Here is a 16743-nt window from a genome sequence, read left to right as displayed (position 1 = left end):
GAGTCCTACCTTCGGAGCCATTTTTTTGCCCAAAATTACATCGTTCAATATTTTTTATAAAAGTTTTTCTAAAATAGTTGCTTTTATAATTATATGATGGTATTATAAATCTTGTCTTGTTTGAGACTTTCTTAGGCCCGTTGGTCAAGTGGTTAAGACACCGCCCTTTCACGGCGGTAACACGGGTTCGAATCCCGTACGGGTCACCAATTAAATTTTCTTATTGATTGCACTTAACTTGATTATGGAGGATTAGCTCAGCTGGGAGAGCACCTGCCTTACAAGCAGGGGGTCGGCGGTTCGAGCCCGTCATCCTCCACCATAAGTGTTAATCTGGAGGGGTAGCGAAGTGGCTAAACGCGGCGGACTGTAAATCCGCTCCTTCGGGTTCGGCGGTTCGAATCCGTCCCCCTCCACCATTTTTGGGGTATAGCCAAGCGGTAAGGCAGCGGATTTTGATTCCGTCATGCCCAGGTTCGAATCCTGGTACCCCAGCCATTTCTCTTATTAATCATCAATTATATTACATAGTAAAACCCCCTTCCTCGAAATATGAGGTAGGGGGTTCTTTTATATTGATAAAAGATAATAATCTTCTATGTTTACATTATGCCCTCGCTCAATCCCTCTCACACACGATGCCATAAGCAGGTTCCCATATTCCCTGATCATGAATAAATATTCAAATGATTGTTAGGTTGAGCCAACTAGCCTGGTCAAGATAGAATATAATTAATTGACAGAGGAGGGTAATGATGGAAAAGAGGAAAATATCGATAATTGGGGTACCATCGGATTATGGGCAGCATCGCCGTGGGGTAGACATGGGGCCAAGTGCCATTCGTTATGCGGATGTATCCGAAAGGTTGGAAAGCTTAGGTTATCATGTCAAAGATGAAGGCGATATACTCGTAAAAAAAGAAATTAAGAATTCTCAATCAAATACTAACTTGGAAAATTTAAACGAAGTTTTGGAAGTCTGTACGCAACTTTCTATTAAAATAGAAGAAGTGCTTGACCAAGGGAGATTTCCACTTATCTTAGGAGGCGACCATAGCATTGCTATCGGGACGCTTGCAGGATTAACAAAGAAGTATACTAACTTGGGAGTCATTTGGTATGATGCGCATGCAGATTTAAATACTCCTGATACCTCGCCTTCTGGAAATATTCATGGAATGCCTTTAGCTGTGGGTATGGGATTAGGAGATGAGCGCTTAGTTCAATTAGGTGGTTTAGGAGCGAAAATTAAACCAGAAAATATTATTATTATCGGTGCTCGTTCAGTTGATCCTGGAGAACGGAACCTTATTAAGGAAAAAGGCATTAGGGTGTATACAATGCACGAAATCGACCGCTTGGGAATGACGAGAGTAATAGAAAACTCAATTGCCTATTTAAAAGAGCGTCAGGTGGATGGGGTACACCTTTCGTTGGATCTAGATGCGCTGGACCCCTTATATACACCGGGGGTAGGCACACCGGTTCCAGGAGGCATTACATATAGGGAGAGCCACTTAGCCATGGAGCTGTTGGAGGAAGAACAAATGATTACCTCGGCTGAATTTGTTGAAGTGAATCCGATCTTGGATGAACGCAATAAAACTGCTGATACAGCTGTTGCTTTAATGGGTTCATTATTCGGTGAGAAGCTCGTTTAGTGTTTCCCCTCCGAGGTTCTAGTCGTAACCTTATAATAGAAAGGAAGTAGCGGAAATTCCAGATTATTTTTAACGTTTTAAATTTTATATTTTAGGATGAAACTTTTTCTGCGATGTCACGTAAATAATATGAAGCCTTAAAGGTGGAGAGGAAAATATAAATGGATGCGTTAGTGAACAAAAGAATAAAGCAAGTGCTAAAAGGCGATCAAAGCGCATTTTCAGATATTGTGAACCTCTACCAGCACAAGTTATATCAAATATGTTACCGTATGCTGGGCAATCAACAAGAAGCTGAAGATATTTCACAGGAAGCATTTGTTCGAGCATACATCAACCTTCATACATTTGATCAAAAAAGGAAATTTTCGACCTGGCTTTACCGAATTGGCACGAACCTTTGCATTGATCGAATACGAAAAAAGAAGCCCGACTATTACCTGGATGCAGAAGTGGCGGGTACCGATGGGTTGAATATGTATTCACAAATTGCATCTAAAGAGCAATTGCCCGAAGAAACGGTTCAGCAATTGGAGCTGCAAGATCGAATTCAGTATGAAATCGGCAGATTGCCGGATAAATATCGCTCAGTCATTGTTTTGAAGTATATAGAAGAATTATCTCTGCAAGAAATAAGTGAAATATTGGATATGCCTTTAGGAACGGTTAAAACAAGAATTCATAGAGGGCGTGAAGCGCTTAGAAAGCAACTTAGTAATTTGTAGGAGGGTGAAGGCATGAGTACGTGTCCACAATACATTGTTGACTATATGCACGAATACTTGGATGGCGATATAAGTCGTGAACATGAACAGCAGCTGAAGAATCATTTACAAGTGTGCTCTGACTGTCGGCAGCATATGCATGAATTAAGTGACACGATTGCTTTTGTTAAAAGCGCAGCACATATTACGGCCCCTCCGTATTTTGAGGAGAAAGTAATGAAGCGTCTGCCAAAAGAAAAGAATCGAGTAGGGATTCAAAAATGGTTTAGACGACATCCAATCATTATAGCTGCAGCTGTGTTCTTTTTATTTATGAGTGCAGCGTTGGTCAGCAGTTATCCAAATGACGAATTTTCGGTAACCACACAACCGAATTTAATTGTAAATGGCCAGACCGTGATTGTTCCGGAAGGCGAAGTCGTCAAAGGTGACATAGTTGTAAAAAATGGAGACTTAGTAATTGAAGGAGAAGTTGATGGGAATGTAACCGTTATTAACGGCGGCCAATATATGGCTTCTACTTCCGTTGTCACAGGCCAAATAAAGGAAATTGATGAAGTCTTTGAATGGCTATGGTTTGAAATGAAAGACATGGCAAATGATTTCAAAGCTTTATTTGAAGAATAGAGTGTGGAAACAGTTAGGAATGCCTAAAAAGTTGAGCGCAAACTTTTTAGGCATTTCTTTTGCTTGGAAAAGAATCTGCAGTTCAATTAAATCTGCCTGGGCGTATTGGTAAGCTCGATAAAACTCTCGTCACAAATTAAACATTTATTGAATAAAGTTTAAGGCTACTTGTATTTCTTGAAGTAAGCTTTAGATGAGCTAGTATGGTATACTTAATACTATTCATTAGCGTTTGCAGATTTCTCATTGGGGAAATATTAGATGGGTAGATTTTTAATGGGCATCGTTCTATTATTGTTGATTACCCCTGATGCAATCGGCTATGGTTTCCATTCATTTTTTCTAAAGAATGCAAATGAATACTGAAATATGTAAGCAATGTTATTCGATTTTCGCTGCATTTGCGGAAATCGAATCTTTCTAATAAAAGCAAGAAATGTATATTTTCCATTCTGCGGAATAACGTCCGTATATTAACGATATAAATGAAATAGCAAGGAAAAAGTGGGGGATGCCACGTGCAAATGATTGAACAATTTACGGACATTATGCCTGTAAATATTGTATTTAGCATTTTAGATGTACTTTTAGTTTGGTACGTAGTATATAAATTATTAACCCTCATTAAGGGAACGAAGGCCGTTCAGTTATTAAAAGGGATTTTCGTCATTATCCTAGCAAGGTTTGCTACGGTTATATTTGGGTTGGATACCCTCGGTTGGCTGCTGCAAGAAGTAATCGATTTCGGTTTTTTAGCAATCATTATTATATTTACCCCCGAAATTCGCCGAGCTTTAGAGCAATTGGGGAGGGGCAAACTGTTCCAGCGATCCACTGGCCAGCTGGAAGATGAGCAAACCCGGTTGATCGAAGCAATGAAAAAAGCTGTAAGCTATATGGCGAAACGGCGTATTGGAGCCCTTATTTCAATTGAAAATGAAACAGGGCTAACAGAGTATATAGAGACCGGTATAAAGTTAAATGCAGACCTTACATCGGAGCTGCTCATCAATATTTTTATCCCGAATACACCGCTTCATGATGGAGCTGTCATTATCCAAAAAGATAAAGTCATATCCGCCGCCTGTTATTTGCCGCTGTCGGAAAGTTCCTTTATATCAAAAGAGCTGGGTACGCGCCATCGCGCTGCAGTAGGCTTGAGTGAAGTAACGGACGCTGTTACGATTGTCGTATCCGAGGAAACGGGAGCTGTTAGTTTGACTAGAAACGGCAACTTATATCGCAATCTGTCCATAGAGGAGTTCGAGACACAATTAAGGAAATTATGGTTCGGACCTGTACAAGATTCGGATGCGGCTTCTAAGTGGACCTCTTGGAGGGGGAAAAAGAATGAATAAACTATTTGATAGTTATTGGGCTCTGCGTATAACTGCATTAGTTTTAGCTCTATTATTATTCTTCTATGCCAAAGCCCAGATGGATGTAGGACAAACTTCGACAACAAATCCGCAAATGGATATTATAACCGACGTGCCTCTTGAAGCTTATTATGATAAGGAAAATTTAATTGTTTCCGGTCTCCCTGAAACAGTGGATGTCACAATTGAAGGACCTATGCAGATAGTATTAAAAACGAAGCTGGCAAAAGACTTCACCGTGTTTGTTGACTTAAATCAATTGCTGATCGGAGAGCATAGGGTTGAAATCAAACACGAAAACTTTTCGGATAAACTGGATGTATCGATTGATCCAAAGGTTTTGGATATCGTAATTGAGGAAAAAGTAACAGAAGAAGTTAAGGTAGAGCCTGAACTCAATAACCAGATGATCGCAGAAGGTTACGAATTGGTAGGGATGTCGGCAGAGCCAAGTACCGTATTGGTAACAGGGGCAAAAAGCATTATTGATAGTATTAGTTATGTGAAAGCAACCATCAACGGCGAGGATGAAATAAACGAATCCTTTAAGAAAGAAGCAACAGTAAAGGTTCTGGATAATAACCTAAATAAATTGGATGTACTGATTGAACCTGCAACGGTGGATATATCCATTGATGTAAGGCCTTATAGCAAAGAGATTCCCATCGTATTAAGGCAAAAAGGAAAGCCGAAAGACGGTGTGGTGATTAGTAGTTTGGTAGCACAAACCAAACAGGTGGAAGTGTTTGGGCCGAAGTCTGTGATTGACCCACTCACAAGATTAGAAGTAGAATTTGATATATCGGATATCGACGAGTCCGGTACGTATAAGGTGAAGGTGCCTTTACCTAATGGAGCTTTTAAACAATCTCCTGAAACCATAGAGGTACAAGCCCAAGTTATAAAAACTGCTACTGAACCTGAAGCAGACTCGGATGCCGAAGAAGAGCCGGTAGAGGAGACAAAGCCAGCCAATAGTCCGGTTTCTAACTCAAAACCCAGTTCAGATAAGAGCCCAGTAAAGAATTCGAAACCTAATTCCGATACCAAAACAGATTCAGGATCGGAATCGCCTCAACCTGAAGCAGGAGAACCAAAAGTTGAAGAACCAGCTCCACAGGAGGAAAAACAAGCAGAAGAAGAAGAAATACCTGTAGAAGAAGAGAAAACTTTACAATAACATTCTAAACAATTAGATTGTTCCAACGTTTTAACTTTTATAAGAAATTGTATGAAGTATGGAATGTCTAGCATTGAAGGAGAGAATAGTAATGGGAAAATATTTCGGTACAGATGGCGTGCGTGGTGTTGCCAACTCAGAGTTAACGCCTGAATTAGCATTTAAACTAGGACGTGTTGGGGGATACGTACTAACAAAACATAATACAGAACGCCCTAAAGTGATTGTGGGTCGAGATACACGTATTTCAGGACATATGCTTGAAGGGGCTTTAGTAGCCGGTCTTCTATCAATTGGGGTAGAAGTAATGCGGTTAGGTGTCATTAGCACGCCAGGTGTAGCCTATCTTACACGCGTTATGAACGCTGATGCAGGAGTAATGATTTCAGCTTCTCATAATCCCGTTGCTGATAATGGCATTAAATTTTTCGGTCCGGACGGATTTAAGTTATCGGATGCACAAGAAGAAGAAATCGAAAATTTCCTGAATGTTAAGGAGGATACATTGCCACGCCCAATCGGAGGAGATTTAGGATCCGTAAGCGATTACTTCGAAGGCGGCCAAAAATATCTTTCTTATCTGAAACAAACAGTTGATGAAGACTTCCTTGGTATCCATGTTGCTTTGGATTGTGCACACGGCGCAACTTCCCAATTGGCAACACATTTATTTGCGGACCTTGAGGCAGATATTTCTTCAATGGGTTCATCGCCGAATGGCTTGAATATCAATGATGGAGTAGGTTCAACACATCCCCAAAAACTTGCTGAGCTTGTGTTGGAGCGAGGTGCAGATGTTGGATTGGCCTTTGATGGCGACGGCGACAGATTAATTGCTGTCGATGAAAAAGGAAACCTGGTTGATGGTGACCAAATTATGTTCATCATTGGCAAATACTTGAACAGCAAAGGTCGATTGAAGAAAAATACAATTGTCTCAACAGTCATGAGTAACCTAGGCTTCTACAAAGCAGTAGAGGAAAATGGCATGGCAAGTGTGAAAACAGCTGTTGGTGATCGCTATGTTGTTGAAGAAATGCGTGCAAACGACTATAACCTAGGTGGCGAACAATCCGGACATATTGTGTTCATGGACTTTAATACAACAGGCGATGGATTGCTTACTGCGATTCAATTAGTCAATATCATGAAGGCAACAGATAAGCGTTTATCCGAATTGGCAGGCGAAATGACCATCTTCCCACAACGCTTGGTCAATGTGCGTGTAGTGGATAAGCATGCAGTCGTGCAAAATGAAAAAGTTGCTGATGAGATTGCAAAAGTAGAAGCAGCAATGAATGGAAACGGCCGTGTATTGGTTCGTCCTTCCGGCACGGAGCCTTTGGTTCGTGTCATGGTGGAAGCAGCCACGGAAGAAGAATGTGAAAGCTATGTAAACCGCATTGCAAGCGTGGTACGCGAACAGATGGGGTTAACGGAATAACTTGAAAAGCGGAGGCGGCTCGTCCAGCTCCGAAAGAAACTGGCCGACAACAACGCCACATCGTGTGGCAGATGTTTTTTGCGCGAAAGCGAAGCGACAGCAGCACGTGTTTCAACTGTACCGAAAGCGGCAGCGACAGGTACATTGTCGGCACTTGCACATCCTGTGCGGCGGAGACTTCCGAGTAGCATGCATTGCATGCGTGGGAGGAAGTCGAAGTTTCGGAGGAGCTAGCCGCTGCAGCTAGACAACAGAAAAGCTAGCATTGGCGTTCGCAGCTGGACACCATTCAAAAATGTAAGCCAGTGAACTTTTGATCAACAACAGACAAAAGTTTGCTGGCTTTTTTATGCTGCGCTCTATTTTTATAGTTTATTTGCTTCATAAACGGGAAATAGTAATGTGGAAAGGAGTGCTGTTAGAATGGCAAAAGTTGCGACATTAATTACTGATATGTTTGAGGACATTGAATTTACAAGTCCAAAGGAAGCATTGGAAGAAGCAGGTCATACGGTTGTAACGATTGATACTGAAGGAAACAAGGCAATTAGAGGCAAACAAGGTGAAGCGCGTGTTGAAATCGATCATGGTATCGATGATGTAAAGCCGGATGACTTTGACGCCCTATTTATTCCTGGTGGGTTTTCTCCCGATATTTTACGTGCCGATGATCGCGTAGTAGCCTTTGCAAAGAAATTCATGAGTGACATGAAACCGGTCTTTGCGATTTGCCATGGCCCACAATTATTGATTACGGCAAGATCTCTGGATGGCCGTGACATTACTGGCTATAAATCCATTCGCGTCGACTTGGAAAATGCCGGAGCAAAATACCATGACGAAGAAGTATTTGTATGCCAAAAGCAACTTGTTTCTAGTCGTGAACCTAAGGATTTACCAGCATTCAATCGAGAAATCGTCAATTTATTAAAAGAAAAGGAACTATAACCGTTCTTTGTTGTAAGCTAACAAGTAGTAACTCTCCGCTAGAGTTATAACTCAGTTACTCTGGCGGAGAGTTTTTGTTTACAAAACCCCTTCTTACATAGAGGAATCAGCTTGTCATGATTAATTTGCTATTTGAAAGTAGTATAAACGCATGGATAATTGACGATTTGAGGCATATTCTGTATGATGAAAGTGCTTGAAAATTCGATTTGAAAAATATTCCATTTATTTTCAAGCAAGCGCAGGCAAATGGAGGGGTATTGTGCGCTATATAAGAAAAAAGGAAAACAATCAAAGCGCCTGAGCTAAGGAAATTGGACGAAACAATCCTTAGTTGACGAGGTGGAGGATAATCGAACATTCGGCGGATACCTCCCGATCGCATGCCCGGTCGATACTTTCGTTTTAAAGCAAAAAAGTGATTTTTTGGACAGAAAAACGAAAAGGCAAATAACTAAAAAGCAATACAAAGAGATGGCTTAAAAGGGACAGATGCATTAGTCAGAATTCATCCTTTCCTTAGGTAAGCTCTATTTTCTCATTGTTAATTATGGACGTTTTTGTATTGCTTATACGGAGGAAATGTAATTATGTGTGGTATTGTTGGATATAATGGTGAACTTGATGCAAAAGAAATTTTATTAAAAGGGCTGGAAAAACTCGAATATCGCGGTTATGATTCAGCGGGTATTGCTGTTCGAAACGAAGAAGGAATTACGGTATTCAAAGAAAAAGGACGCATTGCCGATTTGCGAAAAGCGGTAGACGGAGACGTAGCTGCATCCATCGGGATTGGCCACACTCGCTGGGCGACACATGGTGTACCGAACCAATTAAATGCACACCCCCATCAAAGTGTGTCCGGCCGTTATACTTTGGTTCATAACGGTGTAATCGAGAACTATCATTTATTGCAAAAAGCTTACCTAAAAGGCATTCCAATGCAATCAGATACAGATACGGAAGTTATCGTTCAGCTTGTTGACTTGTTCGCGAAAGAAGGATTATCAACGGTTGAGGCATTCCGCAAAACATTATCATTGCTTCATGGTTCATATGCGTTGGCATTGCTTGATCAAGAAGACGAAGACACAATCTACGTAGCGAAAAATAAATCGCCACTTCTAGTCGGTGTCGGGGAAGGCTTCAACGTGGTTGCTTCAGATGCTATGGCAATGCTGCAAGTAACAGACCAGTTTATCGAATTGCGTGATAAAGAAGTTGTTTTAGTACACCAAGATAAAGTAGAAATCTCCACTTTGGCAGGAACGCCTGTTGAGCGCAAACCATTCAAAGCAGAGCTGGATGCTAGCGACATCGAAAAAGGAACTTACCCTCACTATATGTTGAAAGAAATGGATGAGCAGCCAAGCGTGGTCCGTAAAATCATCCAAGAATACAGCAATGGCGATGATGAATTAACGATTGATGATAATATTCTAGAAGCTTTGAAACAAGCAGACCGCCTGTACATTATCGCAGCAGGAACGAGTTATCATGCTGGGCTCATCGGCAAACAATATTTTGAAAAAATGGCAGGCATTCCTGTAGAAGTGCATATTTCAAGTGAGTTTGGCTATAATATGCCTCTATTATCGGAAAAACCTTTATTTATCTTCATTTCCCAATCGGGAGAAACTGCGGATAGCCGCCAAGTGCTTGTGAAAGTTAAAGAAGAAATGGGCCACCCGGCATTAACGATTACAAACGTACCAGGCTCAACACTTTCCCGTGAAGCCGACTATACTTTATTGCTTCATGCAGGCCCTGAAATTGCCGTAGCATCTACAAAAGCATATGTGGCACAAGTAGCTGTTCTTTCGATCGCTGCGTATGTAGCAGGAAAATCATTAGGAAAAGAGTTTGACTTTGATTTAAAACAAGAGCTGGGAATTGCGGCAAATGGCATCCAGACGATGATTGATCGAAAAGATGAATTGGAACAAATCGCGGAAGACTATTTAAAAATCGCGCGCAACGCATTCTTTATCGGACGCAACCTGGATTTCTATGTAAGTCTAGAGGGAGCGTTAAAACTAAAAGAAATTTCTTATATCCAAGCGGAAGGGTTTGCCGGCGGAGAGCTAAAACACGGTACAATTGCATTAATTGAAGACGGGACTCCTGTTTTCGCTTTAGTGACGCAAGAGCACGTATCCTTGAATATCCGCGGAAACGTGAAAGAAGTAGTAGCGCGCGGAGCAGACGCATGCATTATCTCCATGCAAGGAATGGAAGAAGAGGGCGACCGCTTTGTGATTCCGACAACCCACCCACTGCTAACACCGCTTGTATCCGTTGTGCCATTACAATTAATCAGCTACTACGCGGCATTACACCGTCGCTGTGATGTGGATAAACCACGTAATCTAGCGAAGTCTGTAACGGTCGAGTAGGATGTAAATAACGATAACTTGTAAATGTTCAAAGACAAAAAAGTCGGGAACCAATATAGCTAAAAAAGCATGGCTTTTGCCATGCTTTTTTCTATACAACTTTTTGATTATTTCTAAAGGTATTTTACAAATAAAGGTAGAAATCAATATGAACTAGGGTTTCTATTAGGGGGATGAAATTTGTATATCGAGAATGTCAAAAACGCTATAAAACATATGACGGAAGAACAGTATAGTGATTTTATAGAGAAACTAAAGAGCCATGTTCTTTCCAATTTTGACGCTAATCCAAGACCTTCTATTATAGAAGAACAAGTAAGAAAATTTGCTAATGATCCGGAAAAAGTAATATCCTTAAGATATTTTGAAGCGTACCTTTTAATATTAGATCAGGTATCAGTAGATGGTGATATTCGTGGTGGCTTCGGATTAGAAATACAGCAATTAAAGAGTCGCATCCAAGAAGTTAAAGGTGGATATATCTATTAGTTAACTAGAAGTCCAGGACAGGCTAGTTATGATACCCACGGAAGGAAATTAGAAGAGCTGCTGGCTAATTTATTGGACGCTATTGAAAGAGATGATTCGTCTTCCGATTATATCTTTAAAAATTAAAAGCACTCTGATCGGAGTGCTTTTTTGGGGGACGGGGGGGTTCCTGTTGTGGAGAACAGGATGAAATTAGAAGGCAATTTCTCCCCTCACACCTATAGCATATGAGTTTTTTTCTAACCAACCTGGGTTTAATGGCGGAAATTCAGTGAAATAGGAAGGGGTTTCGTAGATCTGGCACAATAAATTTCTATATCGAACTTCCCTATATAAGGGGAATTTTACGGTTAGGGTCAAAGGGAGTAAAGACGGCAATATGCTCCAATGCAAAACTTAACGGCGTCGGAAATTTATAAAAAGGAGCGTTATGGAGTTTAATAATTACTGGATCTAACGTAATAAATCCGTTTGTGACTTCTATCACTTTTCCAGTGAAAATAGGACGAAAAACTTGACCTAAAATATTTAATTGTTTGCTTTGAGTCACAAGTAAAACATCTTTCCCCTTCATTTCTAGAAAGAGTTTATTTTCTGGATGAATCTGCTCCTCATTCATTTTTTACACCACCTTTCGTCATAAATCTACTCTATCTTATGCATTTTTTGGTAGATATTTATAAATATAGTAAAAAAACTTCAAAAAAGAAAAAGCACTCCGTTTGGAGTGCTTTTTCCGTTTCGGAGAAAGAAAGGAGAAAACGGTTAAGGAGGTAATGGGAAGTGAGGGGAAATCCTATGGTAAGGGGGATTTATAGGATTTTTCCTACCTCCCTCACATATATAATATGAGTTTTCCTCTAACCAACCTGGTATAATGCGGAATTTATTGAAAGAAAATTACTAATGATAAAACTAATTTTAAATCTTTTAGATTTGGAAGGGTATCTATAAGGGAAAACAAAAAATAGGTAAATTCTGATTATGAATAATGCCATCTGATATAAAATCATCGCCATCATTTATGGTGTTTTTTTTATTTGGGAAAACGGTCGCAACGTTGTCAAAGCAAATTCACTGAAAAAGCCTTGATGAATATACTGGAAAGTATGAGAAGCAAGAAGATGTTACCAGTTCTTCGGAACAAGCTGTTGAATTTCAAGACATTATTATCGGTGATGCATATGGAGTTTAATGGAATCCTAGTACCCGACTTTTTTGTAATGATGCTAAAATTGTCAGTACCCGACTTTTATTTCTGTGAATAACTTCACATAACGCAAGCATACGGGTTTTGAGCACCTCGTAGTACCCGACTTTTTTGTATATAAACAGTAAAAAAGATTGATAATACGATAAAAATGACTGATAAAAACCTCTTGCAATTAAATATTGGCGAGAGGTTTTTTAGTGTTTATGAACAGATTCTTCAAAAAATAAAAGTTTAATTTTTATGATAATAAAAGTGGTAGTTTTCTAACGTGTGGAGACATTTACATTGCATACAAAGATAGGACTTTACGCGGTGGCGGATAATGACTTGGATGCCGATGATACAACTGCTTCAGCCGTTTCAAAAGAAATCATACCCATAGAGTTTCCACGTCAAGTCCTTAATCTACAGACACAATGATAAAGGGAGTATTCTCTCAATCTTCCCACTAACCTATATGAAAATTAATGTAAATAATTATTCAGAAGACTATTGATTGAGTGATTTATCTCATTTATGTTAGGGTTAGGGTTTTCTACTTTCGTATCGTTAAGGCTATATTTTCTTTTTAGTTGGATAATTCTTTCTATACTTTCATTTATTCTTTGTTCGGAAATTTCCCCATTTTGAACAGCAGCTTTTAAAGAGGAGATAATCTTTACAACATTATTATTGTCATGCCCTACTAAAATAATATCGCTTCCTGCTTTAACTGATTCTACCGCTGCTTTACCAATATCAAAATGTTCTGTTATGGCTCCCATTGTCATATCGTCCGTTATGATTACTCCCGTAAAACCAAGTTGTTTTCTAAGAAGATCCGTCATGACCGCTTTTGACATGGTCCCTGGATTCGTTTTATCTAATTGAGGCAATAAGATATGAGCGATCATCACAACATCTGCACCTTGATTAATCGCACGTTCAAACGGTATTAACTCTAGTTCTTTAAGTTCCTTAAGGCTTTTATTTACAATTGGAAGGTCCAGATGGGAATCGACCGATGTATCTCCGTGACCTGGGAAATGCTTAATTGTCGTGATGACGTTTTGAGACTGTATCCCCCTCATCGTTTGAATTCCAAGTTTACTTACTATTTCCGCATTGTTCCCAAATGATCGATCTCCGATTACTGGGTTATTTGGATTGCTGTTAATATCGAGAACAGGGGCAAAGTTGAGATTCAAACCAAATTCCTTTAATTCTTTTCCTAAAAGTGTTCCGACTTCATAAGAAAAATCGGGATTATTTATCTGTCCTATCTGTTTATTTGGAGGAAAGTTTACAAGTCCACCCGGCAATCTAGTCACACGTCCACCCTCTTGGTCAACACCTAGTAAAAGCGGTAAACTCGAACTATTTCCAGATTTCATTTGATTCACAAGTTGAATCACTTGTGCAGGGGTTTCAAAATTATATTTGTAAAAAATAATTCCGCCGACATGTAATTGACCTATTAATTGTTTTGCGTTAGCATCCATTGTAGTCCCGGAAACCCCAGCAAGAATCATCTGGCCAATTTTATCATCTAAGCTTAGTTTAGAAACCACCTCTGAAATGGATTGATTTCCTTGTTGAATCGGTTTTTCAACTTGAGTTTGTTGATTTGGTTCCTTTTCAATCTGTGTAAAGAGTGAGATATGGTCAACTTTAGGATTTGGCTCCTGCTCTGTTGGTTTAGGTAAAATCCATAATAAATCAGTAGAAGCCGTTGCATGATAGACAAGTATCATTTGGTCAACAGTTGAATCTTTATAGTATCGAATGGCATCGGGTTGTCCACCAGTTTTCTCAATTTCATTTAACGAGATATTCTGCAGTTCAGAATCATACGATCTTATATCATTAACAGTCTGATCGGCATAGCCGATTGTAGCATGATGACTTGCGTATTCCTCATATCTGCCTTTAGCAGTTTCCGAAACATGTTCTGATTTTCCCCACACATGATTTACTTCCTTCCAATTTGTTTCACCGGAAATAAATGAAATGTTCGGAATCTTACCTTCCATGGATAAGGAAAAGGTTTCCTCAACTAAATTCTCAAGACTTGAAATCTTATCATTTCCCGAATCTACTGTTTTTTTACCGGATGGGTAGGTGATAACGGGATTCTCTTTAACTGGGGTCTTCTCGCTTCCGATTTCTTTGGTTGCATAGACGCCAATGATCAAGGCGAAAAGTAAAAGTGGAATCGTAAAAATTAGCAGCTTATAGCGGGGAGGCTTTCGTTTATTCATTTTCTAATTCCCCTTTCTTCCATTTATAGTATAAGAAAAGCGTATAATATCATCGTTCAAGGATATTATACGCCCGTTTGTCAAAGACTCCTAGAATCTTGATTGTCCAGAATAAGGTAGTAATTACAAATTTATAAATTATTTACTTTAAAACATTTAGAGCAATCTTGGCAGCCTGCGCAATTAGTGCATCATCAAATTTAGCATCCTCCGAATCATGGCGGGACATAATCGCAATGACGATGGGTTCTTTGTTTGGTGGCCAAACAACTGCGATATCATTTCTCGTTCCGTAATTTCCAGCTCCACTCTTATCACCGACCTCCCATCCCTCAGGTGCGCCTTTACGAATGAGAGTATCTCCGCTATTATCTATCACTAATTTTCTGTTAAATTGAAGATACGGAGTTTCGCTAAATAATGAGATTAGAGAAATATAAGAAGAAATTGGACATAGCCAGTGAGCTATTGCAACAATCCACGCTTTTTTGAAATAAGAAGTGTGTCTTTTTTATGAATAAGGTTATGTTGTTTAGTGAATACCGTTTTGTATTTCCAACTTTTTTAGCTATAGCTTTTTGTCGAGATTATAAAATTAGAATAAAATTTTTAATGAAATGAAGACTGGTACCTAAAAATTAAGTCATCATCATTTCATTTTTCACATATTTTATATATAATGATGTAGTACAGTTGAATGGTAAGGAATAGTTCCTGGCTCAAATTTCGAGTGGGAGCAACAACGGGGCGTTAGTTCAGCGGGAGAACGCTTCGCTGGCAGCGAAGAGGTCAGGGGTTCAATCCCCCTACGCTCCACTTAATATTATGCCGATATGGCGATATGGCGGAATTGGCAGACGCGCAAGACTCAAAATCGTATTTTTCTTCAATAAAAGACATAATATATCAGAAGTAGTTCGCTTTTATAAGAAGCGAACTTATTTTTTTAAAAAGAAACTGGAATATCTATGTTGAAGTGTTATTAATTGTATATTTATTCCTGAACTAACTAAGGGCCAGTTTAGTCATAAGGGGAAAATGATTAAAAGAAATAGGGGATGGTTGAATGACACAACTGCAAGTATTTAAAACAGCATTTATCGCACTTATAGTTATCTTTGTATTATGTATTGGCTATGCTTTCACTAAAGGAAGCGATACTAAAAGACTCGAAATCACAGAAGAACACATTTTAGAGGAAGATGGTAAACACTATCTGTTAATAGAGGATCGAAAGTTAAAAATAAGTGAAGCATCTTTTCAACGAATCGAATTAGATGAAAATAGAGAATATACTATATCGTATTCATATAATAAGTTGATTCCTAAAAAGGGAAGAGTTGAAAATATAAGTCTCTAAGAATGCTAGATACAAGTCTTTGTAGTACCGGACATAGTTGTAGTTAACCCTCCCACCGATCAATTCGATGAGAGGTTATTTTTTAATATGGAATAGACACTGCTCTCTTCCTTGATATATTTTAGGGGAATATTAATTCCTGGGATCTACATAATCCGGATAGTCGGAAATAATGGCATCAACGCCCATTTCGAATAGGAAGTCTGCTGTTTCTTGACTGCGTACTGTCCATGAACCCATTTTCATTCCCATTGAGTGGACTTGGCTCAATAATTCTTCTGTCACCATTCCATAATGGGGGTTGAACCAATCCGCATATGTCGAAATTTCTTGTAAAGATTCCAATGTTGCATCAGCTGGGTTAGAAGTTATTACACCAATTGGCACTTTAGGAAGAAGTTCGTCCATTTTTTTCATGGATTCAAAGTTAAATGATTGCACAAGGATTTTTTCATTTTGCGGTTTATCAAGATTTCGTTCTTTTAATGCTTCGGCTACTTCTTCTTCAATGCCAGGGTATAGTTCAGGAGACTTCATTTCTATAAAAATCCCAATTTTCCCTTGGTAGCGATCTAGAATCTCCTCAAAAGTCGGGATGGATTCTCCTGCGAATTGTTCACCTTTCCAGCTTCCAGCATCCAGGCTTCTAAGCTGTTCAAATGTTAAATCCCCAACTTTACCTGTGCCATCTGTTGTACGATCCACCGTTGTATCATGAATCAATACGAGCTTACCATCTTTACTTCTCTGCACATCGATTTCGATATAATCGGCTTTCATTTCTACTGCAAGGTCAAAGGCCGCAATCGTATTTTCAGGTGCATACGCTGTTGCGCCACGGTGTGCTACATTTTCTACTTGTTTTCTTTCTCCTGTTGTTGGTTCTTCCGCAAACGCTTGACTGAAGGGACTCAATAATAATGATAAGGCCATGCCTGTTCCGATTAATAAGTTTTTGCTCATCTTCTCCATCTCCTGTCTCAATTAGATTACAATTCTATTTTAGAAAAGGGATGTTAAAGGCATATGGAGAGATATTTATAGATTGGTGAATATTGTGTTAACAAAATTTTCCCTTTGT

General features: G+C 39.3%; 14 protein-coding genes, 5 tRNA genes and 1 pseudogene. 16 read left to right on the top strand and 4 right to left on the bottom strand.

The features are described 5' to 3' along the window. Positions 1-134 precede the first annotated feature (134 nt). From D1B33_RS13420 to D1B33_RS13360, 13 genes are all read left to right on the top strand, one after another. Positions 135-209 (top strand) — tRNA-Glu (locus tag D1B33_RS13420). A gap of 37 nt (positions 210-246) precedes the next feature. Then, positions 247-322, top strand: a tRNA-Val gene (locus tag D1B33_RS13415). Between the two features lie 13 nt (positions 323-335). Then, a tRNA-Tyr gene (locus D1B33_RS13410) sits at positions 336-419 on the top strand. A 4-nt stretch (positions 420-423) separates the two neighbouring features. Next, positions 424-498, top strand: a tRNA-Gln gene (locus D1B33_RS13405). Between the two features lie 257 nt (positions 499-755). Then, on the top strand, positions 756-1661 hold the full coding sequence (rocF, locus tag D1B33_RS13400; protein ID WP_118876907.1) for an arginase: 906 nt from the start codon (positions 756-758) through the stop codon (positions 1659-1661). A gap of 161 nt (positions 1662-1822) precedes the next feature. Further along, positions 1823-2386, top strand: coding sequence for an RNA polymerase sigma factor SigW (gene sigW, locus D1B33_RS13395; protein WP_118876906.1), 564 nt, complete (start codon positions 1823-1825; stop codon positions 2384-2386). A 12-nt stretch (positions 2387-2398) separates the two neighbouring features. Further along, on the top strand, positions 2399-3013 hold the full coding sequence (locus D1B33_RS13390) for a zf-HC2 domain-containing protein (protein ID WP_118876905.1): 615 nt from the start codon (positions 2399-2401) through the stop codon (positions 3011-3013). A 518-nt stretch (positions 3014-3531) separates the two neighbouring features. Next, a complete protein-coding gene (gene cdaA / locus D1B33_RS13385) occupies positions 3532-4371 on the top strand; it encodes a diadenylate cyclase CdaA (RefSeq protein WP_118876904.1) in 840 nt (279 codons plus the stop codon). After that, positions 4364-5572 carry a CdaR family protein gene (locus D1B33_RS13380; RefSeq protein ID WP_118876903.1) on the top strand — a complete coding sequence of 403 codons (1209 nt, stop codon included), beginning with the start codon at positions 4364-4366 and terminating at the stop codon, positions 5570-5572. Before cdaA ends, D1B33_RS13380 begins: the two co-directional genes overlap by 8 nt. Before the next feature lie 91 nt (positions 5573-5663). Continuing rightward, on the top strand, positions 5664-7016 hold the full coding sequence (gene glmM / locus D1B33_RS13375; RefSeq protein WP_118876902.1) for a phosphoglucosamine mutase: 1353 nt from the start codon (positions 5664-5666) through the stop codon (positions 7014-7016). A 423-nt stretch (positions 7017-7439) separates the two neighbouring features. Next, positions 7440-7964: a type 1 glutamine amidotransferase domain-containing protein gene (locus D1B33_RS13370; RefSeq protein ID WP_118876901.1), complete on the top strand. Its 525-nt coding sequence runs from the start codon at positions 7440-7442 to the stop codon at positions 7962-7964. 590 nt (positions 7965-8554) lie between these two features. Beyond that, on the top strand, positions 8555-10360 hold the full coding sequence (gene glmS / locus D1B33_RS13365) for a glutamine--fructose-6-phosphate transaminase (isomerizing) (protein ID WP_118876900.1): 1806 nt from the start codon (positions 8555-8557) through the stop codon (positions 10358-10360). Positions 10361-10540: 180 nt separating this feature from the next. Next, the gene (locus tag D1B33_RS13360; RefSeq protein ID WP_118876899.1) at positions 10541-10849 is read left to right on the top strand and encodes a hypothetical protein; all 309 of its coding nucleotides are present in this window, start codon (positions 10541-10543) and stop codon (positions 10847-10849) included. 328 nt (positions 10850-11177) lie between these two features. Here D1B33_RS13360 and D1B33_RS13355 read toward each other — a convergent pair whose 3' ends face one another. Beyond that, positions 11178-11468, bottom strand: a complete 291-nt coding sequence (locus tag D1B33_RS13355; protein ID WP_118876898.1) for a hypothetical protein — start codon at positions 11466-11468, stop codon at positions 11178-11180. Between the two features lie 879 nt (positions 11469-12347). Here D1B33_RS13355 and D1B33_RS18785 point away from each other — a divergent pair. Beyond that, positions 12348-12482: a hypothetical protein gene (locus D1B33_RS18785; RefSeq protein WP_267897054.1), complete on the top strand. Its 135-nt coding sequence runs from the start codon at positions 12348-12350 to the stop codon at positions 12480-12482. A gap of 44 nt (positions 12483-12526) precedes the next feature. Here D1B33_RS18785 and nagZ read toward each other — a convergent pair whose 3' ends face one another. Next, the gene (gene nagZ / locus D1B33_RS13350; RefSeq protein WP_118876897.1) at positions 12527-14302 is read right to left on the bottom strand and encodes a beta-N-acetylhexosaminidase; all 1776 of its coding nucleotides are present in this window, start codon (positions 14300-14302) and stop codon (positions 12527-12529) included. 142 nt (positions 14303-14444) lie between these two features. After that, positions 14445-14669 (bottom strand): annotated as a pseudogene (locus D1B33_RS13345) (serine hydrolase); the annotation flags it as partial. Positions 14670-15046: 377 nt separating this feature from the next. On the opposite strand from D1B33_RS13345, the gene D1B33_RS13340 reads away from it, so the two are divergent. Both D1B33_RS13340 and D1B33_RS13335 read left to right on the top strand, forming a co-directional pair. Next, positions 15047-15118: transfer RNA gene (locus D1B33_RS13340), tRNA-Ala, on the top strand. A 250-nt stretch (positions 15119-15368) separates the two neighbouring features. Next, the gene (locus D1B33_RS13335; RefSeq protein WP_118876895.1) at positions 15369-15662 is read left to right on the top strand and encodes a hypothetical protein; all 294 of its coding nucleotides are present in this window, start codon (positions 15369-15371) and stop codon (positions 15660-15662) included. A gap of 132 nt (positions 15663-15794) precedes the next feature. On the opposite strand, the gene D1B33_RS13330 is transcribed toward D1B33_RS13335, so the two are convergent. Next, complete coding sequence (locus D1B33_RS13330; protein ID WP_118876894.1) at positions 15795-16625, bottom strand: glycerophosphodiester phosphodiesterase; 831 nt, start codon at positions 16623-16625, stop codon at positions 15795-15797. Positions 16626-16743 lie beyond the last annotated feature (118 nt).

The organism is Ureibacillus yapensis, assembly GCF_003515775.1.
GTDB lineage: Bacteria > Bacillota > Bacilli > Bacillales_A > Planococcaceae > Ureibacillus > Ureibacillus yapensis.
The sequence above is the reverse complement of the archived record's forward strand: the minus strand, read 5'-3'. Positions and strand labels throughout refer to the sequence as shown.